Origin of the sequence: Wenzhouxiangella sp. XN201 (genome assembly GCF_011008905.1) — a bacterium.
In the GTDB taxonomy this organism is placed as follows: domain Bacteria; phylum Pseudomonadota; class Gammaproteobacteria; order Xanthomonadales; family Wenzhouxiangellaceae; genus Wenzhouxiangella.
This window is the reverse complement of the sequence record NZ_JAAIVI010000017.1, coordinates 1448631-1467471: the sequence shown is the minus strand read 5'-3', so window position 1 is coordinate 1467471 and position 18841 is coordinate 1448631. Positions and strand designations below refer to the sequence as shown.

Below are 18841 nucleotides of genomic sequence, written 5' to 3'. Positions count from 1 at the left end.
CCGAAACCGCCGCGTTGAACTCGTCCCCAGCATGTATTCGACTGACAGCTATCAGGATATCTTCGATCAGCGCGGCGAGCGGTATCATGCCGCCATGCGGCGTTGCCCGCACGCTCGCCTGGAAGAACTGGCCTTGTTGCCGGGCGCCATCGAAATACGCCCCGGCGAAACGCTGATCGATGCGCCGGCCGGTGGGGGCTATCTGGCCGGCGCCCTCGATCCGGATGTCGAATACATCGCCGTCGAACCGGTCCGCTCGTTCTTCGCGCGCTGTCCGCGGGGCGAAATGCGGCGCAGGGTGCGGGGTGAGCTCAAGAGCATTCCCCTGCCCGACCATTGTGCCGATGCGGTCGTGAGCCTCGCCGGCTTGCACCACGAACCCGATGTGCCGGCCGTCTTTTCCGAGTTGTTCAGGGTCTTGCGACCCGGCGGTCGCTTCGCGATGGCGGACGTTGCGATCGGCAGCCCGCCCGACACCTTTCTCAATGGTTTCGTGGACCGGCACAGCAGTGCCGGCCATCGGGGCTCGTTCTTCGACGAGTCCGTGGCCGATATGCTGGGCCGGGCCGGCCTCGAGTCGATTAGCGTAGAACGTTGCTACATCGGTTGGCGGTTCGACAGCGAGGCAGAGATGCTCGGTTTCGTTCGCGATCTGTTCGGCATCGACTGCGCCGACGACACAACCCTGCGTGATGCGGTGGACGAGATACTTGGCGTTCGCAATGATCTTTCTTCGGGGGTCATCATGAACTGGCAACTGCTGGTGGCCAAAGGGATCCGGCCGCAGTGCCTCTGAATTCCTTTGCCGCGGTCGAGTCTGCCGCCGAAAAAACAATCCCGGCTCGCGGCCGGGATTGCTGATAAAGCGCTAATCAATCGAGATCAACCGTTGTTGTCGTCAATCTCTTCCTCAACTTCGTCAGCGGCATCTTCCATTTCATCAGCGGCATCTTCCATAGCCTCGTCGATGTTCTCGCCCGCCTCTTCGGCCGGACCCTGATCCTCGCAACCGGCGAGCACACCGACCGAGAGGGCCAGCAACAGTGCGAAAAGGGCATTAAGAATCTTGTTGTTGGTCAGCTTTTGCATGACTTCCTCCACTCCTTCATCTGCAAAACCCATACTCTACGGGCGGAAAGTTCAGAAGTCCACTAACCGACTCAATGCAATGATGCCCCGACAAATGTATGATTAGTATCCCCTTGCACGCATGAGGAACTTCAATATGCTTTCCTGGGCACTGATATTCCTGATCATTGCAATCATCGCCGGCGCGCTGGGCCTGAGCGGCATAGCCGGGACCGCAACCAATATCGCCTGGATCCTGTTCGTCATCGGCTTGGTCGTGGCTCTGATATTCTTCATTGGTGGCCGTAGACCGCCGGTATGACGTCATTGCAAGGGGGCTGGCGCGTTCCGACATCCCAACGGAGCGATTGAACCATGCTCAGGCTGGTCGGCAATATCATCTGGTTCGTACTGGGTGGCTTCTTCATGGGGCTGGCTTGGTGGTTCTACGGCCTGCTTTGCTTCATCAGCATCATCGGCATTCCGTGGGGCCGCGCCTGCTTCGTGATCGGCAAGTTCATGTTCTGGCCATTTGGCCGAGTGGCAGTCGATCGGCGAATGCTGACCGGCAAGGAAGACATCGGCACCGGCTGCCTGGGCGTGGTCGGCAACGTCATCTGGTTCGTGGTCGCCGGTATCTGGCTGGCCATCGGTCACCTGTTCTGGGCGCTGGCACTTTTCATCAGCATTATCGGCATTCCGTTCGGTATCCAGCACGTCAAACTCGCTGGTATTGCGTTGTTCCCGATCGGCAAGTCCGTGGTGCTCTCCGAAGTGGCCGACGCCACCCGACGGGTGCACGGCTGAGGCCAACTTTACAAGCATCGGTCCTTCAGAGACACTGGGAGAGGCATTAGAAGCAGACATTCGAAGAGGTAGCCGAACCATGTCCGAGCATCACTCGCAACCGTCCGTTCACCCGGTTTCCGAGCCCATCGCCGCTTCGGCGCACGTCGATCGCGAAAAGTTCGAAGCCCTCGCCCAGGAAGCCCGGGATGACGAAAACACCTTCTGGGACCGGATCGGCAAACGACTCGACTGGATCGACCCCTATTCGCGCATAAAGGATGTCAGCTTCGACCTCGACGACCTGCACATACGCTGGTTCGACGACGGCACCCTCAATGTCTGTGCCAACTGCGTCGACCGCCACCTCGAATCGCGTGGCGACCAGGTCGCCATCCTGTGGGAGGGCGACGATCCCGAACGCGACGAGCAGATCACCTACCGCCAGCTGCATGAACGCGTCTGCCGATTCGCCAATGTGCTCAAGCGCCTGAACGTAGAAAAGGGTGACCGCGTCACCCTGTACATGCCGATGATCCCGGAGGCGGCCATCGCCATGTTGGCCTGCGCGCGCATCGGTGCCGTGCACTCGGTCGTATTCGGAGGCTTCTCGCCCGACGCCCTGGCCGGGCGCATTATCGACTGCGATTCGAAGCTGGTCATCACCGCCGACGAGGGCGTTCGCGGCGGCAAGGCCACACCGCTGAAGCGTAATGTTGATCGTGCCCTGAACAACGACGATGCCGGAGAACGTGTCGAATCAGTGCTGGTGATTCGAAACACCGGCAACGACATCGACTGGGATGACCGTCGAGATCACTGGATGCACGAAGAGCTCGAGCATGTCGGTGCGGATTGCGAACCCGAGGAGATGCAAGCCGAAGATCCGCTGTTCATTCTGTATACCTCGGGGTCGACCGGCAAGCCCAAGGGCGTACTGCATACCTCCGGCGGCTACCTCGCCTGGGCGAGCTGGACACATGAGATCGTTTTCGACTATCACGATGGTGACATCTACTGGTGCACAGCTGACGTCGGCTGGGTAACCGGTCACAGCTACATCGTCTACGGACCGCTGGCCAACGGCGCGACCACGTTGATGTTCGAGGGCGTCCCCAACTATCCCGACAACAGCCGCTTCTGGCAGGTTGTCGACAAGCACCAGGTCAACATCTTCTACACCGCGCCGACGGCTATTCGCGCGCTGATGCGCGCCGGCGACGATCCGGTCAATCAGACCAGCCGCAAGTCGCTGCGCATTCTCGGTACGGTCGGAGAACCGATCAATCCGGAGGCCTGGGAGTGGTACTACAACGTGGTCGGGGACGGGCGCTGCCCGGTTGCCGATACCTGGTGGCAGACCGAGACCGGAGGCATCCTGATCAGCCCCCTGCCCGGCGCGACCGATCTCAAGCCCGGTTCAGCCACCCTGCCCCTGCCGGGCATCCGGCCCGCCCTGCTCGATGCGGAGGGCAAGGAGCTCGAAGGAGCGGCCTCGGGCAACCTGGTACTGACCCGCAGTTGGCCGGGCCAGATGCGCACCGTCTACGGCGATCACAAGCGTTTCGGTGAAACCTACTTTGCGACCTACAAGGGCTATTACTTCACCGGCGACGGTGCGCGCCGCGACGAGGACGGCTACTACTGGATCACCGGCCGCGTCGATGATGTCATCAACGTATCCGGGCACCGCCTGGGCACGGCCGAAGTCGAATCGGCCCTGGTGGCGCACAAGGCAGTGGCCGAAGCTGCCGTAGTCGGCTTTCCGCACGACATCAAGGGCCAGGGCGTGTATGCCTACGTGACCCTTATGGCCGGGCGCGAGGGTGACGACGATCTGGCTGAGGAACTGGTCCAGTGGGTGCGCAAGGAAATCGGACCGATTGCCACCATCGATCACTTGCAGTGGGCGCCGGGCCTGCCCAAGACACGCTCGGGCAAGATCATGCGCCGTATCCTGAGAAAGATCGCGGCCGACGAACATGATCAGCTCGGCGATACGTCCACGCTGGCGGACCCGGAGGTGGTCGAGCACCTGATTGAAAACCGGCGCAAGACCTGACGGATTGATCGGGTCGGCGACGTCACAGCGTGGCGTTGGCGGGCGCCGGGATCGGTCAATTCGAGTCCTTCGGCTGCGGCTGTGGAACCCAGGCCCGGCCGAGGTTTTCCATTTGATCGATGATCCATAGCTGACGATCGCGCAGAAACTCGCTCGGCCGGTCGGCTTCAAGCCGCCCGGGCGCAGGCAACACGGCCGCCAGCAGCGCCGCTTCATCGCGGGTGATAAGTGATGCCGGCTTGCCAAAGTAATGGCGGGCGGCGGCCTCGGCGCCATAGATGCCATCATCGAACTCGGCAATATTGAGATAGATCTCGAGCAGCCGGTGCTTGGGCACGAACAACTCCAGCGGCACGGCGAGTGCCGCCTCGAACCCCTTCCGCAGCCAGTTTTGACCCGGCCAGAGGTAGAGATTGCGCGCCAGTTGCTGGGTAATCGTGCTGGCACCGCGCAGGCGTCCGCCGTCGAGATGGGTATCGATCGCCTGGCGAATCTGTTCAAGATCGAAGCCGAAATGATGCGGAAACTTCTGGTCTTCGGCCGCGATGACGGCCAGCTTCAGAGTGTCGGAAATGTGATCGTAGGGCACCCATTCCTGGCGCACGACCCGATCAGTCCGCCACTCGTCGAGCGTCATATAGGCCGACGTGGACGGATCGATCCATCGAAGTGGCAAGGTCAGGCCGACGAGCAGCAAAAGAACCAGCAGCGCAAAACGCCAGGTCCATTTCAGGCACCACCGCAAGAATCGCCTCATCGTCCTTCCCGCTGTCGCAGTAGCGCACTCAGCCGACGAAAGTCGGACCCGGCCATCTGCCCTCGAAAGATCCCGACCGAGTGCGGCAGGCGCTTCTCTGCAGGGCGCCAGCGAAAGCCGACATAGAGCGGCGAGACAAAGGGCGATCCGATCAACTTGCCGCTCGAGCGCGATCCGGATCGATCACGGACATGAATTTGCGCCTCATCTATCTTCAGGCTCCGGAAATCGGGATTGACAAGCCGCATGATGGCATGACCGCCCACGGCAAGCGCCACAAGGGCGGCGGGCAGTTGTATGAGGAGTGAGAGCCCGGTTGCGAAGGGCGCCGCCACCCCGGCCAGCGTCAGCCCGGCCACGACCAGGGCCGCCCGCAAGGACGGGCCCACCGGCCACCAGTCACTTCGCCGAGGCGCTGAAGTGCCGTGCACGGATGGCATCGACAATATCGTGGAATTCGGCGGCTGGAAGTGAACGACCTGCAAGCCAGTCCCACAACCGGTCGTCCTCGACCTCGAGCAGTCGATCGAAGGCCAGCCGGCAGTCTTCGTTGGCCTCGGACCAGCAGTGCTCGAGCCAGTCGCCAAGCATGACGTCGAGCTCCTGCATGCCCCGCCGGCAACGCCAGCGCAATTTCGATGGAGGCTGCTCCGGATACATTTTCCTGTTGGAGTCTCTAGAGACCCCGGCGGGCCAACATCATCTTCTTGATCTCGGCAATGGCCTTGGCCGGGTTGAGGCCCTTGGGGCAGGTCTTCGTGCAGTTCATGATGGTGTGACAGCGATACAGGCGGAACGGATCCTCGAGGTCATCGAGGCGCTCGCCGGTCGCTTCGTCGCGCGAATCCACCAGCCAGCGATAGGCCTGCAGCAGGATGGCCGGGCCAAGGTAACGCTCGCCATTCCACCAGTAACTGGGGCAGGCGGTGGAACAACAGGCGCAGAGAATGCATTCGTACAGGCCGTCGATGTGCTTGCGGTCTTCGGGTGACTGCAGTCGTTCCTTGTCCGGTGGTGCCGGGCTTTGCGTGCGAAGCCAGGGGCGGATCGAGGCGTACTGGGCGTAAAAGTGCGTCAGATCCGGCACCAGATCCTTGACCACCGGCATGTGCGGAAGCGGATAGATCTTCACATCGCCGGAAATTTCGTCAATACCCTGGGTGCAGGCCAGTGTATTGATACCGTCGATATTGAAGGCGCAGGAACCGCAGATGCCCTCGCGGCAGGAGCGGCGGAAAGTCAGCGTCGGATCGATCTCGTTCTTGATCTTGATAACGGCGTCGAGCACCATCGGCCCGCAATCATCGAGGTCGATCTCGTAGGAGTCGATGCGCGGGTTCTCACCGCTGTCGGGATCCCAGCGGTAGATGCGAAAGGTCTTGACCTTCCTGGCGCCTTCCGGCGCATCGAAGTGCCGGCCTTTCTTGATTCGCGAGTTCTTCGGGAGTCTGAATTCAGCCATCTTCAGTAAGTCCGTGCCTTGGGCGGAATGACTTCGGCTTCGTCGGTCAGGGTATGCATGTGCACCGGCCGGTAATCGATCCTGGTCTTGCCCGCATCGTCCATCCAGATCAGGGTGTGCTTCATCCAGTTGTCATCGTCGCGGTCACCATAGTCCTCGCGTGCATGCGCGCCGCGGCTCTCGGTACGGTTCTCGGCCGCCACCATGGTCGTGACCGCGTTGCCGAGCAGATTCCTGAGCTCGAGCGTCTCGACCAGATCGGAGTTCCACACCAGGGAGCGGTCACTGACCTTGACCTGCTCGAACTTGCCGGCTACTTCGGCAATGCTCTCGCAGCCTTCCTGGAGGGTTTCGCCGGTTCGAAAAACCGCCGCGTTGTTCTGCATGACCTGCTGCATCTCGCCGCGAATCTCGGCTGTCGGCAGTTCGCCGTCGGCATGGCGCAGCCGGTCGAATTCGTCCAGCAACTTGTCCAGCGTACCCTCGGGCAACGGCTTGTGCGACTGCCCCGGTTCGATGTGCTCACCGCAGTGAATCGCCACCGCACGACCGAAAACAATCAGGTCGAGCAGCGAGTTCGAGCCCAGGCGGTTGGCGCCGTGTACCGATACACAGGCCGCCTCGCCGATGGCGTACAGTCCCGGCACGACGCTGTCGGGATCACCATCCTTGAGGGTCACCACTTCGCCGTGGTGATTGGTCGGAATGCCGCCCATGTTGTAGTGGACGGTGGGCAGCACCGGGATCGGATCGCGGGTGACATCGACGCCGGCAAAGATGCGCGCCGATTCGGCAATGCCCGGCAGGCGCTGATTAATCACCTCGGCACCGAGATGCTGCAGATTGAGATGAATGTGGTCGTTGTTCGGACCCACGCCGCGGCCCTCGCGAATCTCGATGGTCATCGATCGCGAGACCACGTCGCGCGAGGCCAGATCCTTGGCATTGGGAGCGTAGCGTTCCATGAAACGCTCACCCTCGGAGTTGGTCAGATAACCGCCCTCCCCGCGCACGCCTTCGGTGATCAGGCAGCCGGCGCCATAGATCCCCGTGGGATGGAACTGCACAAACTCCATATCCTGCAACGGCAGACCCGCACGCAGGACCATGCCGTTACCGTCGCCGGTGCAGGTGTGCGCCGAGGTGCAGGAAAAGTAAGACCGACCATAGCCACCGGTGGCCAGAATAACCGCATGGGCGCGGAACTCATGCAAGGTGCCGGTACCCAGGTCCCAGGCCAGCACACCGCGACAGGCGCCGTCGTCGTCCATCAGCAGGTCGATGGCGAAGTATTCGATGAAAAACTGCGCGTCGTGCTTGAGCGATTGCTGGTAGAGCGTATGCAGGATGGCATGGCCGGTGCGGTCGGCTGCGGCGGCCGTCCGCTGCGCCGTGCCTTCACCATAGTGGGTAGTCATGCCGCCGAAGGGCCGCTGGTAGATCTTGCCCTCCTCGGTACGCGAGAACGGCACGCCGAAGTGCTCGAGTTCGATCACCGCCTGCATGGCGTTCTTGCACATGTACTCGATGGCATCCTGGTCGCCGAGCCAGTCCGAGCCCTTGACGGTGTCGTACATATGCCAGCGCCAGTCGTCGTCGCCCATGTTGCCGAGCGCGGCGCTCATGCCGCCCTGGGCTGCAACCGTGTGCGAACGGGTCGGAAAGACCTTGCTGATGCACGCGGTCTTGAGCCCGGTGGCGGCCAGACCCATGGTGGCGCGCAGGCCGGCGCCGCCCGCGCCGATGACCAGCACGTCGTACTCGTGCCGGGTGATGTCGTAGCTGTTACTCAAGTTCAGACTCCCAGAGCCAGTTTGAGAATGGCAAGAATGGCGAGCAGGCCACCGAACAGGGACAGCACCTTGATGATCACCATCAGGAAGACCGCCATGGCGCGCATGTGCACGTAATCTTCGATGACCACCTGGACTCCGAGCTGACCGTGGTAGAAACTGGTCGCCACGAACAGGATGCCCATGGTGGCGTGGAACGGGTGTGCCAGGAAGGCTGCGGCCGCTGCGTGGTCAGCACCGACCAGGCTGACCAGGGCCCAGACCAGCCAGGCCGTGAGAAAGATCAGCATGATGGCCGAGAAGCGCTGTGCCCACCAGTGCCCTACCCCATCACCTGCCGCACCGTGGTTGTGGGCATTTGCCAGCGGATTGCGAAGACCATTCATAGCAGGCCACCCCAGACAATGGCGGAAAGCACAACGGTCAAGACCAGCACGGTCCAGCCGGAAGCATAGGCGCCCTTGAGTTCGAGCAGCCAGCCAGCGTCCCACAACAGATGACGAATACCGTTGAGCAGATGGTAGAACAGGGCCACGGTCCAGACGACCAGCAGGATGAGCCCGAGCGGACTCGCCAGCCAGGCGTTGACCGATTCAAAGGCCTGCGCGCCGTTCGCCAGTGCAAGCAGCCAGACCACGACCATGACCATGCCCAGGCTGAGAAGCAGACCGGAAAAGCGATGGAGTATGGATGTGACCGACGTCAGTTGCGGTCGATACACCTGCAGGTGGGGTGAGAGGGGTCGGTTGTCCGTCACCATGTATTCAGCGCTCCCGTAATGGATCGGAATCAGAAATCGATGCAGCGACCGTCTTTTTCCCAGTCACCATAGCGGGTCGGCTCCAGGCCTTTCCTGCGACCGCCGAATTCCTTTGACGGACGCTCGCCGCATTCGGCTGCCCGGTTTCGCTCCTGACCCGTTTTGTCGGCGGGCCGCGCGGATTCGGCCGAGGGTGCACGATCCGGGTTGCCGCCTGACGATGTAGAATTGTACCCGTTCATGACTCTCCATTTTACCCGGCATACCGATGCAGTTTCGGCTTGATGATTTCCGCTGCCTGACGATGGCGGGGCCCGATGCCCGCGCCTTCGCCCAGGCTCAGTTTACCGTCTCGGTCGACGATCTGGTGCCCGAGCGCTGGTCGCCACTGGCCTGGTGCGATCCCAAAGGTCGCGTTCTGGCCTTCATGATGGCCCGCAGCGGTGAAGACAGTGTCGAGTTGGTATTGCCCGCAGTTCAGGCAGAGGACATCCGCAAGCGGTTGACGATGTATACCATCGGCCGCCAGGTCACGCTGGCAGAATCGCAACCGGTGGCCGGAAGTTTCGATGCGGACGATTCGCTGCCGGCTTTCGACAACGATCCGCCCCGATATCTCGGACTGAACCCCGATGCGCCTGCGGCGGCCGATTCGGTGGCGCGCTGGCGACAGCTTGATCTCTGCCGCGGCCTGCCCTGGCTCGATGCCGGCACCAGCGGTCGGCACCTGCCGCAGTGGCTCGGCCTTGAGACACTGGGCGGCCTCAGTTACTCAAAAGGCTGCTATCCAGGCCAGGAAGTCGTCGCCCGAGTGCATTACCGCGGCAGCGTCAAGTACGGCCTTTGTGGACTGCAGTTGACGGGTGAAGCTGCGCGGGTTGAGCCGCATGCCGATATCCGGGACGAAACCGGTGAAAGAATCGGTCACTGGCTGCGCGGCCCGGATACGAACGCAACGACTATTGGCCTGGGGGTGATTCGCACCGGCCTGATCGAGGATGCCGTGGTCTTCGTCGGTGAGGATGGCCTCCCCGCCCGAGTGACGGCGCCGAAATCGCTGTGCTAACATCCGAAGCCGGAAAGAAAACCACAAATCATGAGTTTAGAGGGGTCAGTTGAATGAACACTTCAAAAAGGTTGATCGCTTGCATTCTGATTCTGTTGCTGGCCACGGTGGCCTGCGCGCAGGACGATTCGAACTCGCAAGACGAAGACGCGCCCGAAGAAGTGGTCGAAATGCTCTCCCAATCCGAGCCTGAAGCGCCCGATGAGAGCGACGCAGATGCCCGGGACGAGGTAGCCGACGAAGCGCAGTCGGGCTCCGAAGACGGCAGCACCGAGACGCAGCAGCCTACCGATGAGCAGGACGCAGTAGCCGAAGATGGCGATACGGATGCGCAACTGCCAACCGAGGAGCAGCAGGTCGCGACCGAAGAAGCCGATACCGAAGCACAGCAGCCGGCCGATGAACTACAGGCCGCTGCCGAAGAGGGCGAGACCGAAGCACAGCAGCCGGCCGATGATCAGCAGGTCACTGCCGAAGATGGCGAGACCGAAGTGCAGCAGCCGGCTGATGAACAGGCTGCTGATGAACAGCAGGCCGCCGCCGAGCCGGCCGAAACCACCGATGCACCGGCCGCGACCGAATCCGCAGCAGAAACATTCGTCTTCCAGGGCCACCCCATCTTCACTCCGGATCAGGCCGAGCTGGTTTACCAACCACTGGTGGACTACCTCAACGATGTCCTGCCGTATCGCTTCGAACTCGACACACCGCCGGACTATCATCGCTACTGGCTGAGCGCCCGACGCGGCGAGAACCCGCACCTGGTCCTGGAGGAGCCGCACCTGGTGTCCTACCGAATGGCGCGGCATGATTACACGCCGCTGGTTCGGGCCGAAGAACCCATCACCTACTCACTGCTGACATCTGTCGGTAACGAAGACTCGAGCGTGCAGGACTTTATCGGCCAACGTGTCTCGAGCATGCCCGCCCCGAGTCTTGGCTACCTGATCCTCGCCAACTGGTTCGACAACCCGATGCAGCAGCCGATGATCCAGTCCAACGCCAGTTCCTGGCTGGACGCCGTTGAGATCGTGTTCTCGATGGAAGCCGACGCCGCCATCGTTCCGCACAACCTGGTCTCACGCTACGTCAACATGCAGAACGTACTGACTTCGCAGGAATTTCCCGGCGTGACGATCGCGGCCAGTGCCGCGGTGCCCGAGGACATTCAGGAAGAGATTCGCGACGTCCTGCTCGATTTGCACGAAAACGAAGAACATTTCGCGGCGCTCAATGAGCTCGATATCGACCAGTTCATCAGTGCCGATCCCTCGAACTACGAAGGTCTGGACGAGTGGCTGTCCCTGGTCTATTCGATTTTCTGAGCTTGGCAGGCTCGCCTTAGCCGCGGGCCACGATATAGCAGATCCAGCCGGCATCGGCATCGCCGCTGTCGGCCGGTTCGTAGATTCCATTTCCCTCTTCGGTATCCTCGTCCGTGCCCTCCCAGTAGACGGTCACTTCGGCAAATCCGGCCTCGCGTAGCAGCTCCTGGATTTCCGGAAGCGTCCACAACCGCCAGTGGTATTCGAAAGCCCGCCGAATTTCCGAACCATCCGGAAATTCGAAGTGGATCTGGCAGGTCATGGCATGGGTGATCGGATCGAAGCTGGCCTGATCCCAGACGTAGGTGAAATCGTCGTACTCGGTGCGCTCCTCGAGCTCGCGATGTGCCTCGTAACCGCCGAAAGAATCGAGAAAAAGCACGCCGTCTTCGGCCAACGAAGCCCGTGCCCGCTCGAAATAGCGGCGCAGCTTTTCGCGGGTGGTAAAGAGGTAATAACTGAAGTTCATCGCGAGCAGCGCGTCGACCGGCTCTGACGTGGTCGTCATCACGTCACCCTCGATCAGCTCGATGCGCGATTTCGCATCGGCCGACAGCGCGGCGAAGTGATGCGCCCTGCCCCAGTCGAGGACCTCGGGATCGAGGTCAATCGCAATGGCACGATGCGCCGGCCCGGCCGCAACCCAGTGACAGGCTGTATTGGCCGTGCCGCAGAAGTCTTCCCGGATCAGTTCGGGCGGCCGGCCGGTCAAGGCCTCGAAGGTTTCGGCGACGAACTCGAGTTCGCTGTCCGGATCCTGCACGCTGGCCTCGTAGAGTTCGTGCCGATCGGCCCGATCGGCCATGGATGATTTCTTGCCGGGTGCACGCGACATGGATCACTCCCCTGCGTAGATGACTTTCAGGATTGCTGGCGAACGGCCGGCCAGGCCGAACGAAGATAGATGAACATCGACCAGATGGTGAGCACGGCAGCGATGATCAGCAGCCAGCGCCCGATCTCGAGCACCGGGATGATCCACAGCGGCTCGCCATAGAGCAAAAAGCCGATCGCCACCATCTGCAAAATGGTCTTGAGCTTGCCGACCCGCGCGACCTTGACCCGTCCGGCCTCGCCCAGCGCCGCCATCCATTCACGCAGTGCCGAGATGGTGATTTCGCGCCCGATGATGATCGCCGCCGACAGGGCGATGCCGATCTCGGGGTGCCGCTGGACGATCAGCAGCAACGCCACCGTCACCATCAGCTTGTCGGCTACCGGGTCGAGAAAGGCACCGAAACTGCTGGTCATGCCGAAACGCCGCGCCACCCAGCCGTCCAGCCAGTCGGTCGCGGCCGCCAGGATGAACAACGCCACCGCCACCTGGTTGGACGCCTCGAACGGCAGGTAGAACACCAGCACCAGGACCGGGATGAGCACGATCCGCAGCAGCGTCAGCAGTGTCGGGATGGTCAGCTGCAAAGCGTGACTCCAGGTTCAATCAGCGGGTCATTATCACGCAACAGGCGCGTCAGCGGAACCGTCACGAACGTTTCAATTGATCGACGACCGCCTCGGCCAGCTTGCGATTGATGCCGCCGACGCGCATCAGCTCGTCGATACCGGCATCACGAATGCCCTGCAGTCCACCGAAGGCCTTGAGCAGGGCCTGCCGGCGTTTGGGGCCGATACCCCGAACCTGCTCCAGCGGCGAAGCCTGCGCGCGTTTCTGCCGCCGCTGGCGATGTCCCTTGATGGCAAAGCGGTGCGCTTCGTCACGGATCTGCTGGACCAGGTGCGAGGCGGCGTGGTGCGGGCCCGGAACCACTTCCCGATCGCCCATGACGAAGGTTTCGTATCCGGCTCGGCGAGCCGGCCCCTTGGCGATGCCGAGCAGCGGAATCGCGTCGAGACCGAGTTCCTCGAACACCGCCCGGGCGCGCCCGAGCTGACCCTTGCCACCGTCGATCAGGACCAGGTCGGGCAGTTCATCGGACTGTTCCAGCGCCCGCGTATAGCGCCGGCGAAGTACCTGTTCCATTGCCGCGTAATCGTCCCCGGGAATGACATCTCGGATGTTGAAGTGCCGGTACTGCTTCTTGTCGGCACCCCGCGGGCCGAACACCACGCAGGAAGCCACCGTTTCGGTCCCCGAGATATGCGAGATATCGAAGCACTCCAGGCGCTCCGGCGGTGAGCCCAGGTCGAGCAACTCGGCCAGGGCCGCCAGGCCGCGGCCGATCTGATCACGCTCGGCCAGGCGCCGACGCAGCGCGTCTTCGGCATTGGCCGCGGCCATCCGGACCCATTCGGCGCGCTCGCCACGCACCCGCCAGCTCAGCGTTACCCTGGCCTCGCGCCTGGAGCCGAGTGCTTCGGCCCACAGCGCGGAATCGGCCGGCTCGTCGGAGAGCAGGATTTCCGACGGCGGCGTCCGATCGGCATAGTACTGACCGAGGAAGGCAGCGAGCACTTCAGCGACGGACAGTTCCTTGTGCACGTTGCCGGGAAAGTGGCTGCGGCCACCGACGTTACGGCCATGACGAAACTCGACCACATGCACCGCCGCCTTGCCGGACTGGGCATGAATGCCGATGACGTCCAGATCGGTGGTGCCGCCGGTCACGAACTGGCTACCGCGTACCTGCTGCACGGCCCGTATACGGTCACGGTAGGCCGCCGCCTGTTCGAACTCCAGCGCCTGGCTGGCCTGCTCCATGCGCTCGGCCAGGTGCTCGATGACCGCCTCGTTGCGGCCTTCCAGGAACTGGACCGCCGCACGGACGTCGGCGGCGTAGTCATCCCGGCTGATGTGGCCCACGCAGGGGGCGCTGCAGCGGTTGATCTGGTATTGCAGGCAGGGTCGCGTGCGGTTGGCGAAAACCGTGTCGCGGCACTGGCGCAGACCGAACAGGCGGTAGATCTGGTTGAGCGCCTCGCGTACGGCCCCGGCACTGGAAAACGGTCCGAAGTAGCGATGCGGCGGCTTGCGGTTGCCGCGGTAGAAGCCGATACGCGGATAGTCATGCCCCAGTTCGAGCCGAATCCAGGGATAGCTCTTGTCGTCTCGCAGGTTGACGTTGAAGCGCGGCAGGTGGGCCTTGATCCACTCGTTCTCCAGCAGCAGGGCCTCGGCCTCGGTACGGGTCAGGCTGACTTCCATGCTGGCGACCTTGCGCACCAGCAGATTGATACGCGGGCCGAGATCGCGCCGACTGAAATAGCTCGCCACGCGCCGACGCAGATTGCGCGCCTTGCCGACATACAGCACCTTGCCGTCGGCGTCGCGCATCAGGTAAACGCCGGGGCCGGTCGACAGGGACCGGGCAAAGGCGCGGCCGTCGAAATCGCTCATGCCGACCGGCGGGAAAGCTCCCGAACCAACCGGTCCGCAGCCGCCTCGAGCATATCGATCACTTGCCGGAATCCGTCTTCGGCACCGTAGTAAGGATCCGGAACCTCTTCCAGGCCGTAGTCGGGCGCCAAACTCATGACCAGATCGACGCGCGCGCGCGTCCCGGCCGGCTGCAACTGCCTGAGCTGGTCCAGGTTGGATCGGTCCATCGCGTAGATGAGGTCGAAGCGGGTAAAGTCCTCGGGAGTCACGATCCGGGCTCGTTCACCGCTGATGTCCAATCCCCAGGCGCGCGCGATTTCCTGGGCGCGTGCGTCAGGCGGACTGCCCGCGTGATACCCGGTGATTCCGGCCGAGTCGGTCTCGACGACCAGTCCGGCCTGCGACAGCTTCCAGTCGAACACCGCCTTGGCCGTGGGGCTGCGGCAGATATTTCCAAGGCATACAAAAAGTATAGTTTCCATGAGTTTAGGAGCGCTATTAAAAGCCATTTATCAGGATGTCGATCTGATCGCCAGTGTAGCGCAAGCGGCCCATTCGCGGATCAGGATCAGTCGTAAACGCGCCGCCGTGCGGCCTCCAGGTCCTCGGGCGTATCAATGCCGGCCGGCACCGCAGCTTCGGCGCGCGCAACCCGGATGGTCCAGCCGCCGGCCAGTGCCCGCAGTTGTTCGAGTGATTCAAAGCGTTCCAGTTCGGACGCCGGCAGCCCCGGCCAGTTTCGGAGCGCACCGACCCGATAGGCGTAAAGGCCGACGTGGGCTCGCGCGCCGTCTTGTGGCCAGCCGCCGGCGCGGACATGCGGTATCGGGCTACGCGAGAAATACAGCGCCCTGCCCTCGGCATCGGCCACCAGCTTGACGACATTCGGGTCACGCCATTCGGCCTCGTCGGCGAACGGCCGCCACAGGGTGGCCATCTCGGTCGAGGGGCAGGCATCGAGCAGCGCGGCAACCTGCTGCAGGCATCCGGCCGGCATCTCCGGTTCGTCGCCCTGCAGATTGACGATCAGGCCCGCGTCATCCAGGTTCAGCTGTTCGACGGCCTCGACCAGGCGATCGGTCCCACTGGCGTGGTCGGCGCGCGTCATCACCACCGCCTGGCCATCGGCGCGGACGATGTCGGCGATCTCCTCACTGTCGGTGGCGACGTGCACGCTAGCGGCACCGGCCGATCGTGCCACATCGCAGACGCGCAGGATCAGGGCCCGCCCGGCCAGGTCGAGCAGTGGCTTGCGCGGCAAGCGTGTCGAGGCCAGACGGGCGGGAATGAGGACGTGAAACGGACTCATGACGGACGGAATTCTCGCACATGGCTAAGCAGCTGGCCGATCAGTGTCTCTGGTAACTGCGCCTCGATCGGCAGCACCCAGCACTCGGGCAGTCCTGTCAGGCGCTCGAGCTTGACCGCATCCTTTTCGGTCACCAACAAGGGTCCGGCCAGTCCGGAGAACTCCCGACCGGAAAAGACGTGGTGGTCCGGAAACGGATGGCGACGAAAGCGGTAACACAGCGCTTCGAGCAAGGCAAAGAAACTATCGGGGTTGCCGATGGCGCAGACGGCATCAAAGGTCGCCTGGCGATCGATCTCGGTCCCTTCTGTTCCCTCGCCGGTGCCGAGCCGATAGGGAGCGCCGGGCTCAACCGGAACATGCATGCCCGGCAGATCAGCGCTGCAGTCCGTGGAGCCAGTGCGCTTGATGAGGGTGGCATCAACACTATCGAGCCGCTCCAGCGGCTGCCGCAAGGGTCCGGCCGGCAACAGATGACCATTGCCAAACCCGCGCTGGCCGTCGATCACGCAGATCTCGAAACTGCGCGGCAGATTCGGGTGCTGCAGACCGTCGTCGGCAACGATCACATCGGCTCCGCCGCGAAGTCCCGCATGCAGGGCGGCGCGACGGTCAGCACAGACCCAGACCGGGCAGCCGGCCCGGCGGGCCAACAATACCGGCTCATCGCCGACCTCGGCCGGGTCACTGACGGAAGTCACGGCCCGTGGTTCGGATGACACTCGACCGCCGTAGCCGCGACTGATGATCGCCGGGGTCTGCCCCTGCTCACACAACAGGCGGGCCACCGCGGCGACCACCGGCGTCTTGCCGCTGCCGCCGGCGGTGATATTGCCCACCACGATGACCGGACAGGGCGGGCGCTCGGCCGGGCGCGACCAGCGTCGTTTCGTCGCCAGACGATAGAGCAGGCTCAGCAGGCGCAGGTAAAACGGAGGGGGCCCGGCCGCTTGCCAGCGTCGAAGCAGGTGACGCTCCAGTCCCTGTCTCACCACCGGTCAGCCGCTGGCGAGCTGTAGCTTGTGCAGATAACGGTATAGCCCGTCGTCGCGCTCGAGCAGCTCGGCATGCGAACCCGACTCCACCACCCGGCCGTGGTCGAGTACCACGACCTGGTCGGCCATCTGCACGGTGGTCAGACGATGCGCAATGACCAGGGTCGTGCGGTTCTCCATCAGTACTTCGAGCGCTTCCTGAACGGCCTGTTCCGATTCGGCATCGAGCGCAGAGGTCGCCTCGTCGAGGATCAGGATGGGGGCATCCTTGAGCACCGCCCGGGCGATGGCAATGCGCTGGCGCTGGCCGCCCGAGAGCAGTGAACCGTCCTCGCCGATGGGTGTATCCAGTCCCAGCGGCAGGCGTTCAATGAATTCCATGGCGTGCGCGGTCTTCGCCGCCTTCTCGATCTGCTCATTGCTGGCATCGGCCAGGGCGCCGTAGGCGATATTGCGGGCAATGGTGTCGTTGAACAGCACCACGTCCTGGCTGACCAGGGCGATCTGATCTCTCAGTGCAGCCAGACCGAAATCACGGATGTCGATGCCGTCGACAAGGATCCGTCCACTAACAGGCTGATAGAAGCGCGGCAGCAGCTTGACGATCGTGCTCTTGCCCGAGCCCGAGCGACCGACCAGGGCCGTGACCTTGCCGGCCGGAATATGGAGGTCGAGATCGACCAGGGCCGAGTCACTGGCATCCGGATACGAAAACGACACCTGCTCGAAGCGGATATCGCCGCGCAATCGGTCCGGTTCATGCGTGCCGGTATCGTCCTCGCCGGGCGTGTCCACAACCCGGAAGATGCTTTCGGCCGCGGCCACCCCACGCTCGATCGTGACGTGCATCTTGGTCAGGCGCTTGAGGGGCGGGATGGTGGCCGCCAGCGCGGCCAGCACCGACATGAATATCCCGGCGGTCACGGTATCGCCCATCAGGTCGCTGGCCGCGACAACCAAAAGCACCACCAGCGCCACGCCGGCAGCCAGCTGGACCAGTGAAGAGGACAGCAACTGGGTGCCGACCAGGCGCAGATGCAGGCGGCGGTTGCTCTCGTTGATGCCCTGGAACTTGTTACGTTCGTGGGCTTGCCCGCCGAAGACCTTGACCACCTGCTGGCCGTTGACCGCCTCCTCGGTGATATGGGTGACATCGCCCATGGAATCCTGGATGTTGGTCGAGATGCGGCGGAAGTGCCGGCTGATGACATAGGCCATCACGCCGATGATCGGCAACAACAGCAGCAGCGACACGGTCAGGCGCCAGGACTGGATCAGCATGACGCCGAACAGGGCAACCACGGTCATGATGTCGCGCGAGACGCCGATCAGCGCCTTGGTTGCGGCCTCGGCAACCTGCTCGGTGTTGTAGGTCACGCGCGAGATCATCTGGCCCGAGGATTCCCGATCGAAGTACGCGGCCGGAAGTTGCAGATAGCGGTCGAACAGCGCGTTGCGCAGGTCGGCAATCAGTTTGCGACCGACCCACTGCATGCCGAACTCGCCACCGAAATTCCCCACCACGCGCAGGATCAGAGACAGGAAGACCAGTGCCGGCAGCACATAGTTGAACTCGGGGGTGGGCGAGGCGATGGTGTCATCGATCAGCGGGCGCAGCAGGTAGAAGAACAGGCCCTGCCCGGCCGCGTCCAGGGCCACGGCCAGCAGCGCCAGGAAGAAGATCAGGCGATGCTGCATCACCATGCCGAGGAGACGGCGGTAGACCTGCCCGCCGGTCATCGAGGTCTGGCCCGTCATTCGCCCTCTCCCTCGAGCGCGGCGATGCTCACCCGGCGGATGCCCTCGGCGGCCGCCGAATCCAGCACCCGCACCACCAGGCGATGGGGCGCCTCGGCATCGGCCCGGATGACCAGAACTGAATCCGGATCTTCGGCAAAGCGCCGGGCGATGGCGGCCTGTACCGTAGCCTGGCGCTGATCGACCAGTTCCTGATCACCCACGAACAGGCGGCCGTCCTCAGTGACGATGAACTCGACCAGCTCCGGCACGGTTTCGCTTTCGGCCGTACTCGCTTCCGGCAGATCAAGGCGCAGCAAGGCCTGGCGCTCGAAAGTGGTCGAGACCATGAAGAAGATCAGCAACAGGAACACCACGTCGATCAGCGACGTGAGATTGATTTCCGGCTCTTCGCGTTCTTCCTGCAGGAGCTTCATGACGAAC

Annotated in this window: 22 protein-coding genes; 6 read left to right on the top strand and 16 right to left on the bottom strand. The window is 62.9% G+C overall.

Translation table 11 applies throughout. The annotated features are described in order from the left end of the window. The first annotated feature begins 31 nt into the window (after positions 1–31). The gene (locus G4Y73_RS07110) at positions 32–796 is read left to right on the top strand and encodes a methyltransferase domain-containing protein (RefSeq protein ID WP_164230843.1); all 765 of its coding nucleotides are present in this window, start codon (positions 32–34) and stop codon (positions 794–796) included. A gap of 86 nt (positions 797–882) precedes the next feature. Here G4Y73_RS07110 and G4Y73_RS07105 read toward each other — a convergent pair whose 3' ends face one another. Further along, a complete protein-coding gene (locus tag G4Y73_RS07105; RefSeq protein ID WP_164230841.1) occupies positions 883–1089 on the bottom strand; it encodes a hypothetical protein in 207 nt (68 codons plus the stop codon). Positions 1090–1225: 136 nt separating this feature from the next. On the opposite strand from G4Y73_RS07105, the gene G4Y73_RS07100 reads away from it, so the two are divergent. The 3 genes from G4Y73_RS07100 (at position 1226) to acs (ending at position 3916) form a co-directional block, all read left to right on the top strand. Then, on the top strand, positions 1226–1390 hold the full coding sequence (locus G4Y73_RS07100) for a DUF1328 family protein (RefSeq protein WP_164230839.1): 165 nt from the start codon (positions 1226–1228) through the stop codon (positions 1388–1390). A 53-nt stretch (positions 1391–1443) separates the two neighbouring features. Beyond that, a complete protein-coding gene (locus G4Y73_RS07095) occupies positions 1444–1875 on the top strand; it encodes a YccF domain-containing protein (RefSeq protein ID WP_164230837.1) in 432 nt (143 codons plus the stop codon). 79 nt (positions 1876–1954) lie between these two features. Next, positions 1955–3916, top strand: coding sequence for an acetate--CoA ligase (acs, locus tag G4Y73_RS07090; RefSeq protein WP_164230835.1), 1962 nt, complete (start codon positions 1955–1957; stop codon positions 3914–3916). Between the two features lie 55 nt (positions 3917–3971). Here acs and mtgA read toward each other — a convergent pair whose 3' ends face one another. From mtgA to G4Y73_RS07055, 7 genes are all read right to left on the bottom strand, one after another. Continuing rightward, positions 3972–4673: a monofunctional biosynthetic peptidoglycan transglycosylase gene (mtgA, locus tag G4Y73_RS07085; RefSeq protein ID WP_164230833.1), complete on the bottom strand. Its 702-nt coding sequence runs from the start codon at positions 4671–4673 to the stop codon at positions 3972–3974. Between the two features lie 399 nt (positions 4674–5072). Then, on the bottom strand, positions 5073–5333 hold the full coding sequence (locus G4Y73_RS07080) for a succinate dehydrogenase assembly factor 2 (protein WP_164230831.1): 261 nt from the start codon (positions 5331–5333) through the stop codon (positions 5073–5075). A 16-nt stretch (positions 5334–5349) separates the two neighbouring features. After that, complete coding sequence (locus G4Y73_RS07075) at positions 5350–6135, bottom strand: succinate dehydrogenase iron-sulfur subunit (RefSeq protein ID WP_164230829.1); 786 nt, start codon at positions 6133–6135, stop codon at positions 5350–5352. A 2-nt stretch (positions 6136–6137) separates the two neighbouring features. After that, entirely contained in the window at positions 6138–7928 is a 1791-nt protein-coding gene (gene sdhA, locus G4Y73_RS07070) for a succinate dehydrogenase flavoprotein subunit (protein WP_164230827.1), read from the bottom strand. Positions 7929–7930: 2 nt separating this feature from the next. After that, on the bottom strand, positions 7931–8314 hold the full coding sequence (sdhD, locus tag G4Y73_RS07065) for a succinate dehydrogenase, hydrophobic membrane anchor protein (RefSeq protein ID WP_164230825.1): 384 nt from the start codon (positions 8312–8314) through the stop codon (positions 7931–7933). Next, complete coding sequence (gene sdhC, locus G4Y73_RS07060; protein ID WP_164230823.1) at positions 8311–8688, bottom strand: succinate dehydrogenase, cytochrome b556 subunit; 378 nt, start codon at positions 8686–8688, stop codon at positions 8311–8313. The genes sdhD and sdhC overlap by 4 nt, the downstream gene beginning before the upstream one ends. Before the next feature lie 29 nt (positions 8689–8717). Beyond that, positions 8718–8930, bottom strand: coding sequence for a DUF1674 domain-containing protein (locus G4Y73_RS07055; protein ID WP_164230821.1), 213 nt, complete (start codon positions 8928–8930; stop codon positions 8718–8720). Positions 8931–8956: 26 nt separating this feature from the next. Here G4Y73_RS07055 and G4Y73_RS07050 point away from each other — a divergent pair, with 26 nt between their 5' ends. Together G4Y73_RS07050 and G4Y73_RS07045 are read left to right on the top strand one after the other, a co-directional pair. Then, the gene (locus tag G4Y73_RS07050) at positions 8957–9754 is read left to right on the top strand and encodes a folate-binding protein YgfZ (protein ID WP_164230819.1); all 798 of its coding nucleotides are present in this window, start codon (positions 8957–8959) and stop codon (positions 9752–9754) included. A 53-nt stretch (positions 9755–9807) separates the two neighbouring features. Then, positions 9808–11079, top strand: a complete 1272-nt coding sequence (locus G4Y73_RS07045) for a PhnD/SsuA/transferrin family substrate-binding protein (RefSeq protein ID WP_164230817.1) — start codon at positions 9808–9810, stop codon at positions 11077–11079. A 16-nt stretch (positions 11080–11095) separates the two neighbouring features. Here the strand turns inward: G4Y73_RS07045 and G4Y73_RS07040 are convergent, their stop codons facing one another. The 8 genes from G4Y73_RS07040 to G4Y73_RS07005 all read right to left on the bottom strand — a co-directional run bounded on the left by G4Y73_RS07040 (position 11096) and on the right by G4Y73_RS07005 (position 18834). After that, on the bottom strand, positions 11096–11914 hold the full coding sequence (locus G4Y73_RS07040) for a class I SAM-dependent methyltransferase (RefSeq protein ID WP_164230815.1): 819 nt from the start codon (positions 11912–11914) through the stop codon (positions 11096–11098). A gap of 26 nt (positions 11915–11940) precedes the next feature. Continuing rightward, on the bottom strand, positions 11941–12501 hold the full coding sequence (pgsA, locus tag G4Y73_RS07035) for a CDP-diacylglycerol--glycerol-3-phosphate 3-phosphatidyltransferase (RefSeq protein ID WP_164230813.1): 561 nt from the start codon (positions 12499–12501) through the stop codon (positions 11941–11943). Positions 12502–12562: 61 nt separating this feature from the next. After that, positions 12563–14374, bottom strand: coding sequence for an excinuclease ABC subunit UvrC (gene uvrC / locus G4Y73_RS07030; protein WP_164230811.1), 1812 nt, complete (start codon positions 14372–14374; stop codon positions 12563–12565). Beyond that, complete coding sequence (locus G4Y73_RS07025) at positions 14371–14838, bottom strand: low molecular weight protein-tyrosine-phosphatase (RefSeq protein WP_164230809.1); 468 nt, start codon at positions 14836–14838, stop codon at positions 14371–14373. Before G4Y73_RS07025 ends, uvrC begins: the two co-directional genes overlap by 4 nt. A gap of 86 nt (positions 14839–14924) precedes the next feature. Further along, positions 14925–15665 (bottom strand): 3-deoxy-manno-octulosonate cytidylyltransferase, encoded by a 741-nt coding sequence (kdsB, locus tag G4Y73_RS07020; protein WP_164230807.1) that lies wholly within the window; start codon positions 15663–15665, stop codon positions 14925–14927. After that, on the bottom strand, positions 15662–16657 hold the full coding sequence (gene lpxK, locus G4Y73_RS07015; RefSeq protein WP_164230805.1) for a tetraacyldisaccharide 4'-kinase: 996 nt from the start codon (positions 16655–16657) through the stop codon (positions 15662–15664). The genes kdsB and lpxK overlap by 4 nt, the downstream gene beginning before the upstream one ends. Positions 16658–16663: 6 nt before the next feature. After that, positions 16664–18418, bottom strand: a complete 1755-nt coding sequence (gene msbA, locus G4Y73_RS07010) for a lipid A export permease/ATP-binding protein MsbA (RefSeq protein WP_164230802.1) — start codon at positions 18416–18418, stop codon at positions 16664–16666. After that, positions 18415–18834 (bottom strand): biopolymer transporter ExbD, encoded by a 420-nt coding sequence (locus tag G4Y73_RS07005; RefSeq protein WP_164230800.1) that lies wholly within the window; start codon positions 18832–18834, stop codon positions 18415–18417. Before G4Y73_RS07005 ends, msbA begins: the two co-directional genes overlap by 4 nt. Positions 18835–18841: the final 7 nt, after the last annotated feature.

Excerpts from the sequence above, each read along its gene's own strand:
- G4Y73_RS07110 (WP_164230843.1), top strand. The coding sequence starts at position 32 with ATGTATTCGACTGACAGCTATCAGGATATCTTCGATCAGCGCGGCGAG.
- G4Y73_RS07105 (WP_164230841.1), bottom strand. The coding sequence starts at position 1,089 with ATGCAAAAGCTGACCAACAACAAGATTCTTAATGCCCTTTTCGCACTG.
- G4Y73_RS07100 (WP_164230839.1), top strand. The coding sequence starts at position 1,226 with ATGCTTTCCTGGGCACTGATATTCCTGATCATTGCAATCATCGCCGGC.
- G4Y73_RS07095 (WP_164230837.1), top strand. The coding sequence starts at position 1,444 with ATGCTCAGGCTGGTCGGCAATATCATCTGGTTCGTACTGGGTGGCTTC.
- acs (WP_164230835.1), top strand. The coding sequence starts at position 1,955 with ATGTCCGAGCATCACTCGCAACCGTCCGTTCACCCGGTTTCCGAGCCC.
- mtgA (WP_164230833.1), bottom strand. The coding sequence starts at position 4,673 with ATGAGGCGATTCTTGCGGTGGTGCCTGAAATGGACCTGGCGTTTTGCG.
- G4Y73_RS07080 (WP_164230831.1), bottom strand. The coding sequence starts at position 5,333 with ATGTATCCGGAGCAGCCTCCATCGAAATTGCGCTGGCGTTGCCGGCGG.
- G4Y73_RS07075 (WP_164230829.1), bottom strand. The coding sequence starts at position 6,135 with ATGGCTGAATTCAGACTCCCGAAGAACTCGCGAATCAAGAAAGGCCGG.
- sdhD (WP_164230825.1), bottom strand. The coding sequence starts at position 8,314 with ATGAATGGTCTTCGCAATCCGCTGGCAAATGCCCACAACCACGGTGCG.
- sdhC (WP_164230823.1), bottom strand. The coding sequence starts at position 8,688 with ATGGTGACGGACAACCGACCCCTCTCACCCCACCTGCAGGTGTATCGA.
- G4Y73_RS07055 (WP_164230821.1), bottom strand. The coding sequence starts at position 8,930 with ATGAACGGGTACAATTCTACATCGTCAGGCGGCAACCCGGATCGTGCA.
- G4Y73_RS07050 (WP_164230819.1), top strand. The coding sequence starts at position 8,957 with ATGCAGTTTCGGCTTGATGATTTCCGCTGCCTGACGATGGCGGGGCCC.
- G4Y73_RS07045 (WP_164230817.1), top strand. The coding sequence starts at position 9,808 with ATGAACACTTCAAAAAGGTTGATCGCTTGCATTCTGATTCTGTTGCTG.
- G4Y73_RS07040 (WP_164230815.1), bottom strand. The coding sequence starts at position 11,914 with ATGTCGCGTGCACCCGGCAAGAAATCATCCATGGCCGATCGGGCCGAT.
- uvrC (WP_164230811.1), bottom strand. The coding sequence starts at position 14,374 with ATGAGCGATTTCGACGGCCGCGCCTTTGCCCGGTCCCTGTCGACCGGC.
- G4Y73_RS07025 (WP_164230809.1), bottom strand. The coding sequence starts at position 14,838 with ATGGAAACTATACTTTTTGTATGCCTTGGAAATATCTGCCGCAGCCCC.
- kdsB (WP_164230807.1), bottom strand. The coding sequence starts at position 15,665 with ATGAGTCCGTTTCACGTCCTCATTCCCGCCCGTCTGGCCTCGACACGC.
- msbA (WP_164230802.1), bottom strand. The coding sequence starts at position 18,418 with ATGACGGGCCAGACCTCGATGACCGGCGGGCAGGTCTACCGCCGTCTC.
- G4Y73_RS07005 (WP_164230800.1), bottom strand. The coding sequence starts at position 18,834 with ATGAAGCTCCTGCAGGAAGAACGCGAAGAGCCGGAAATCAATCTCACG.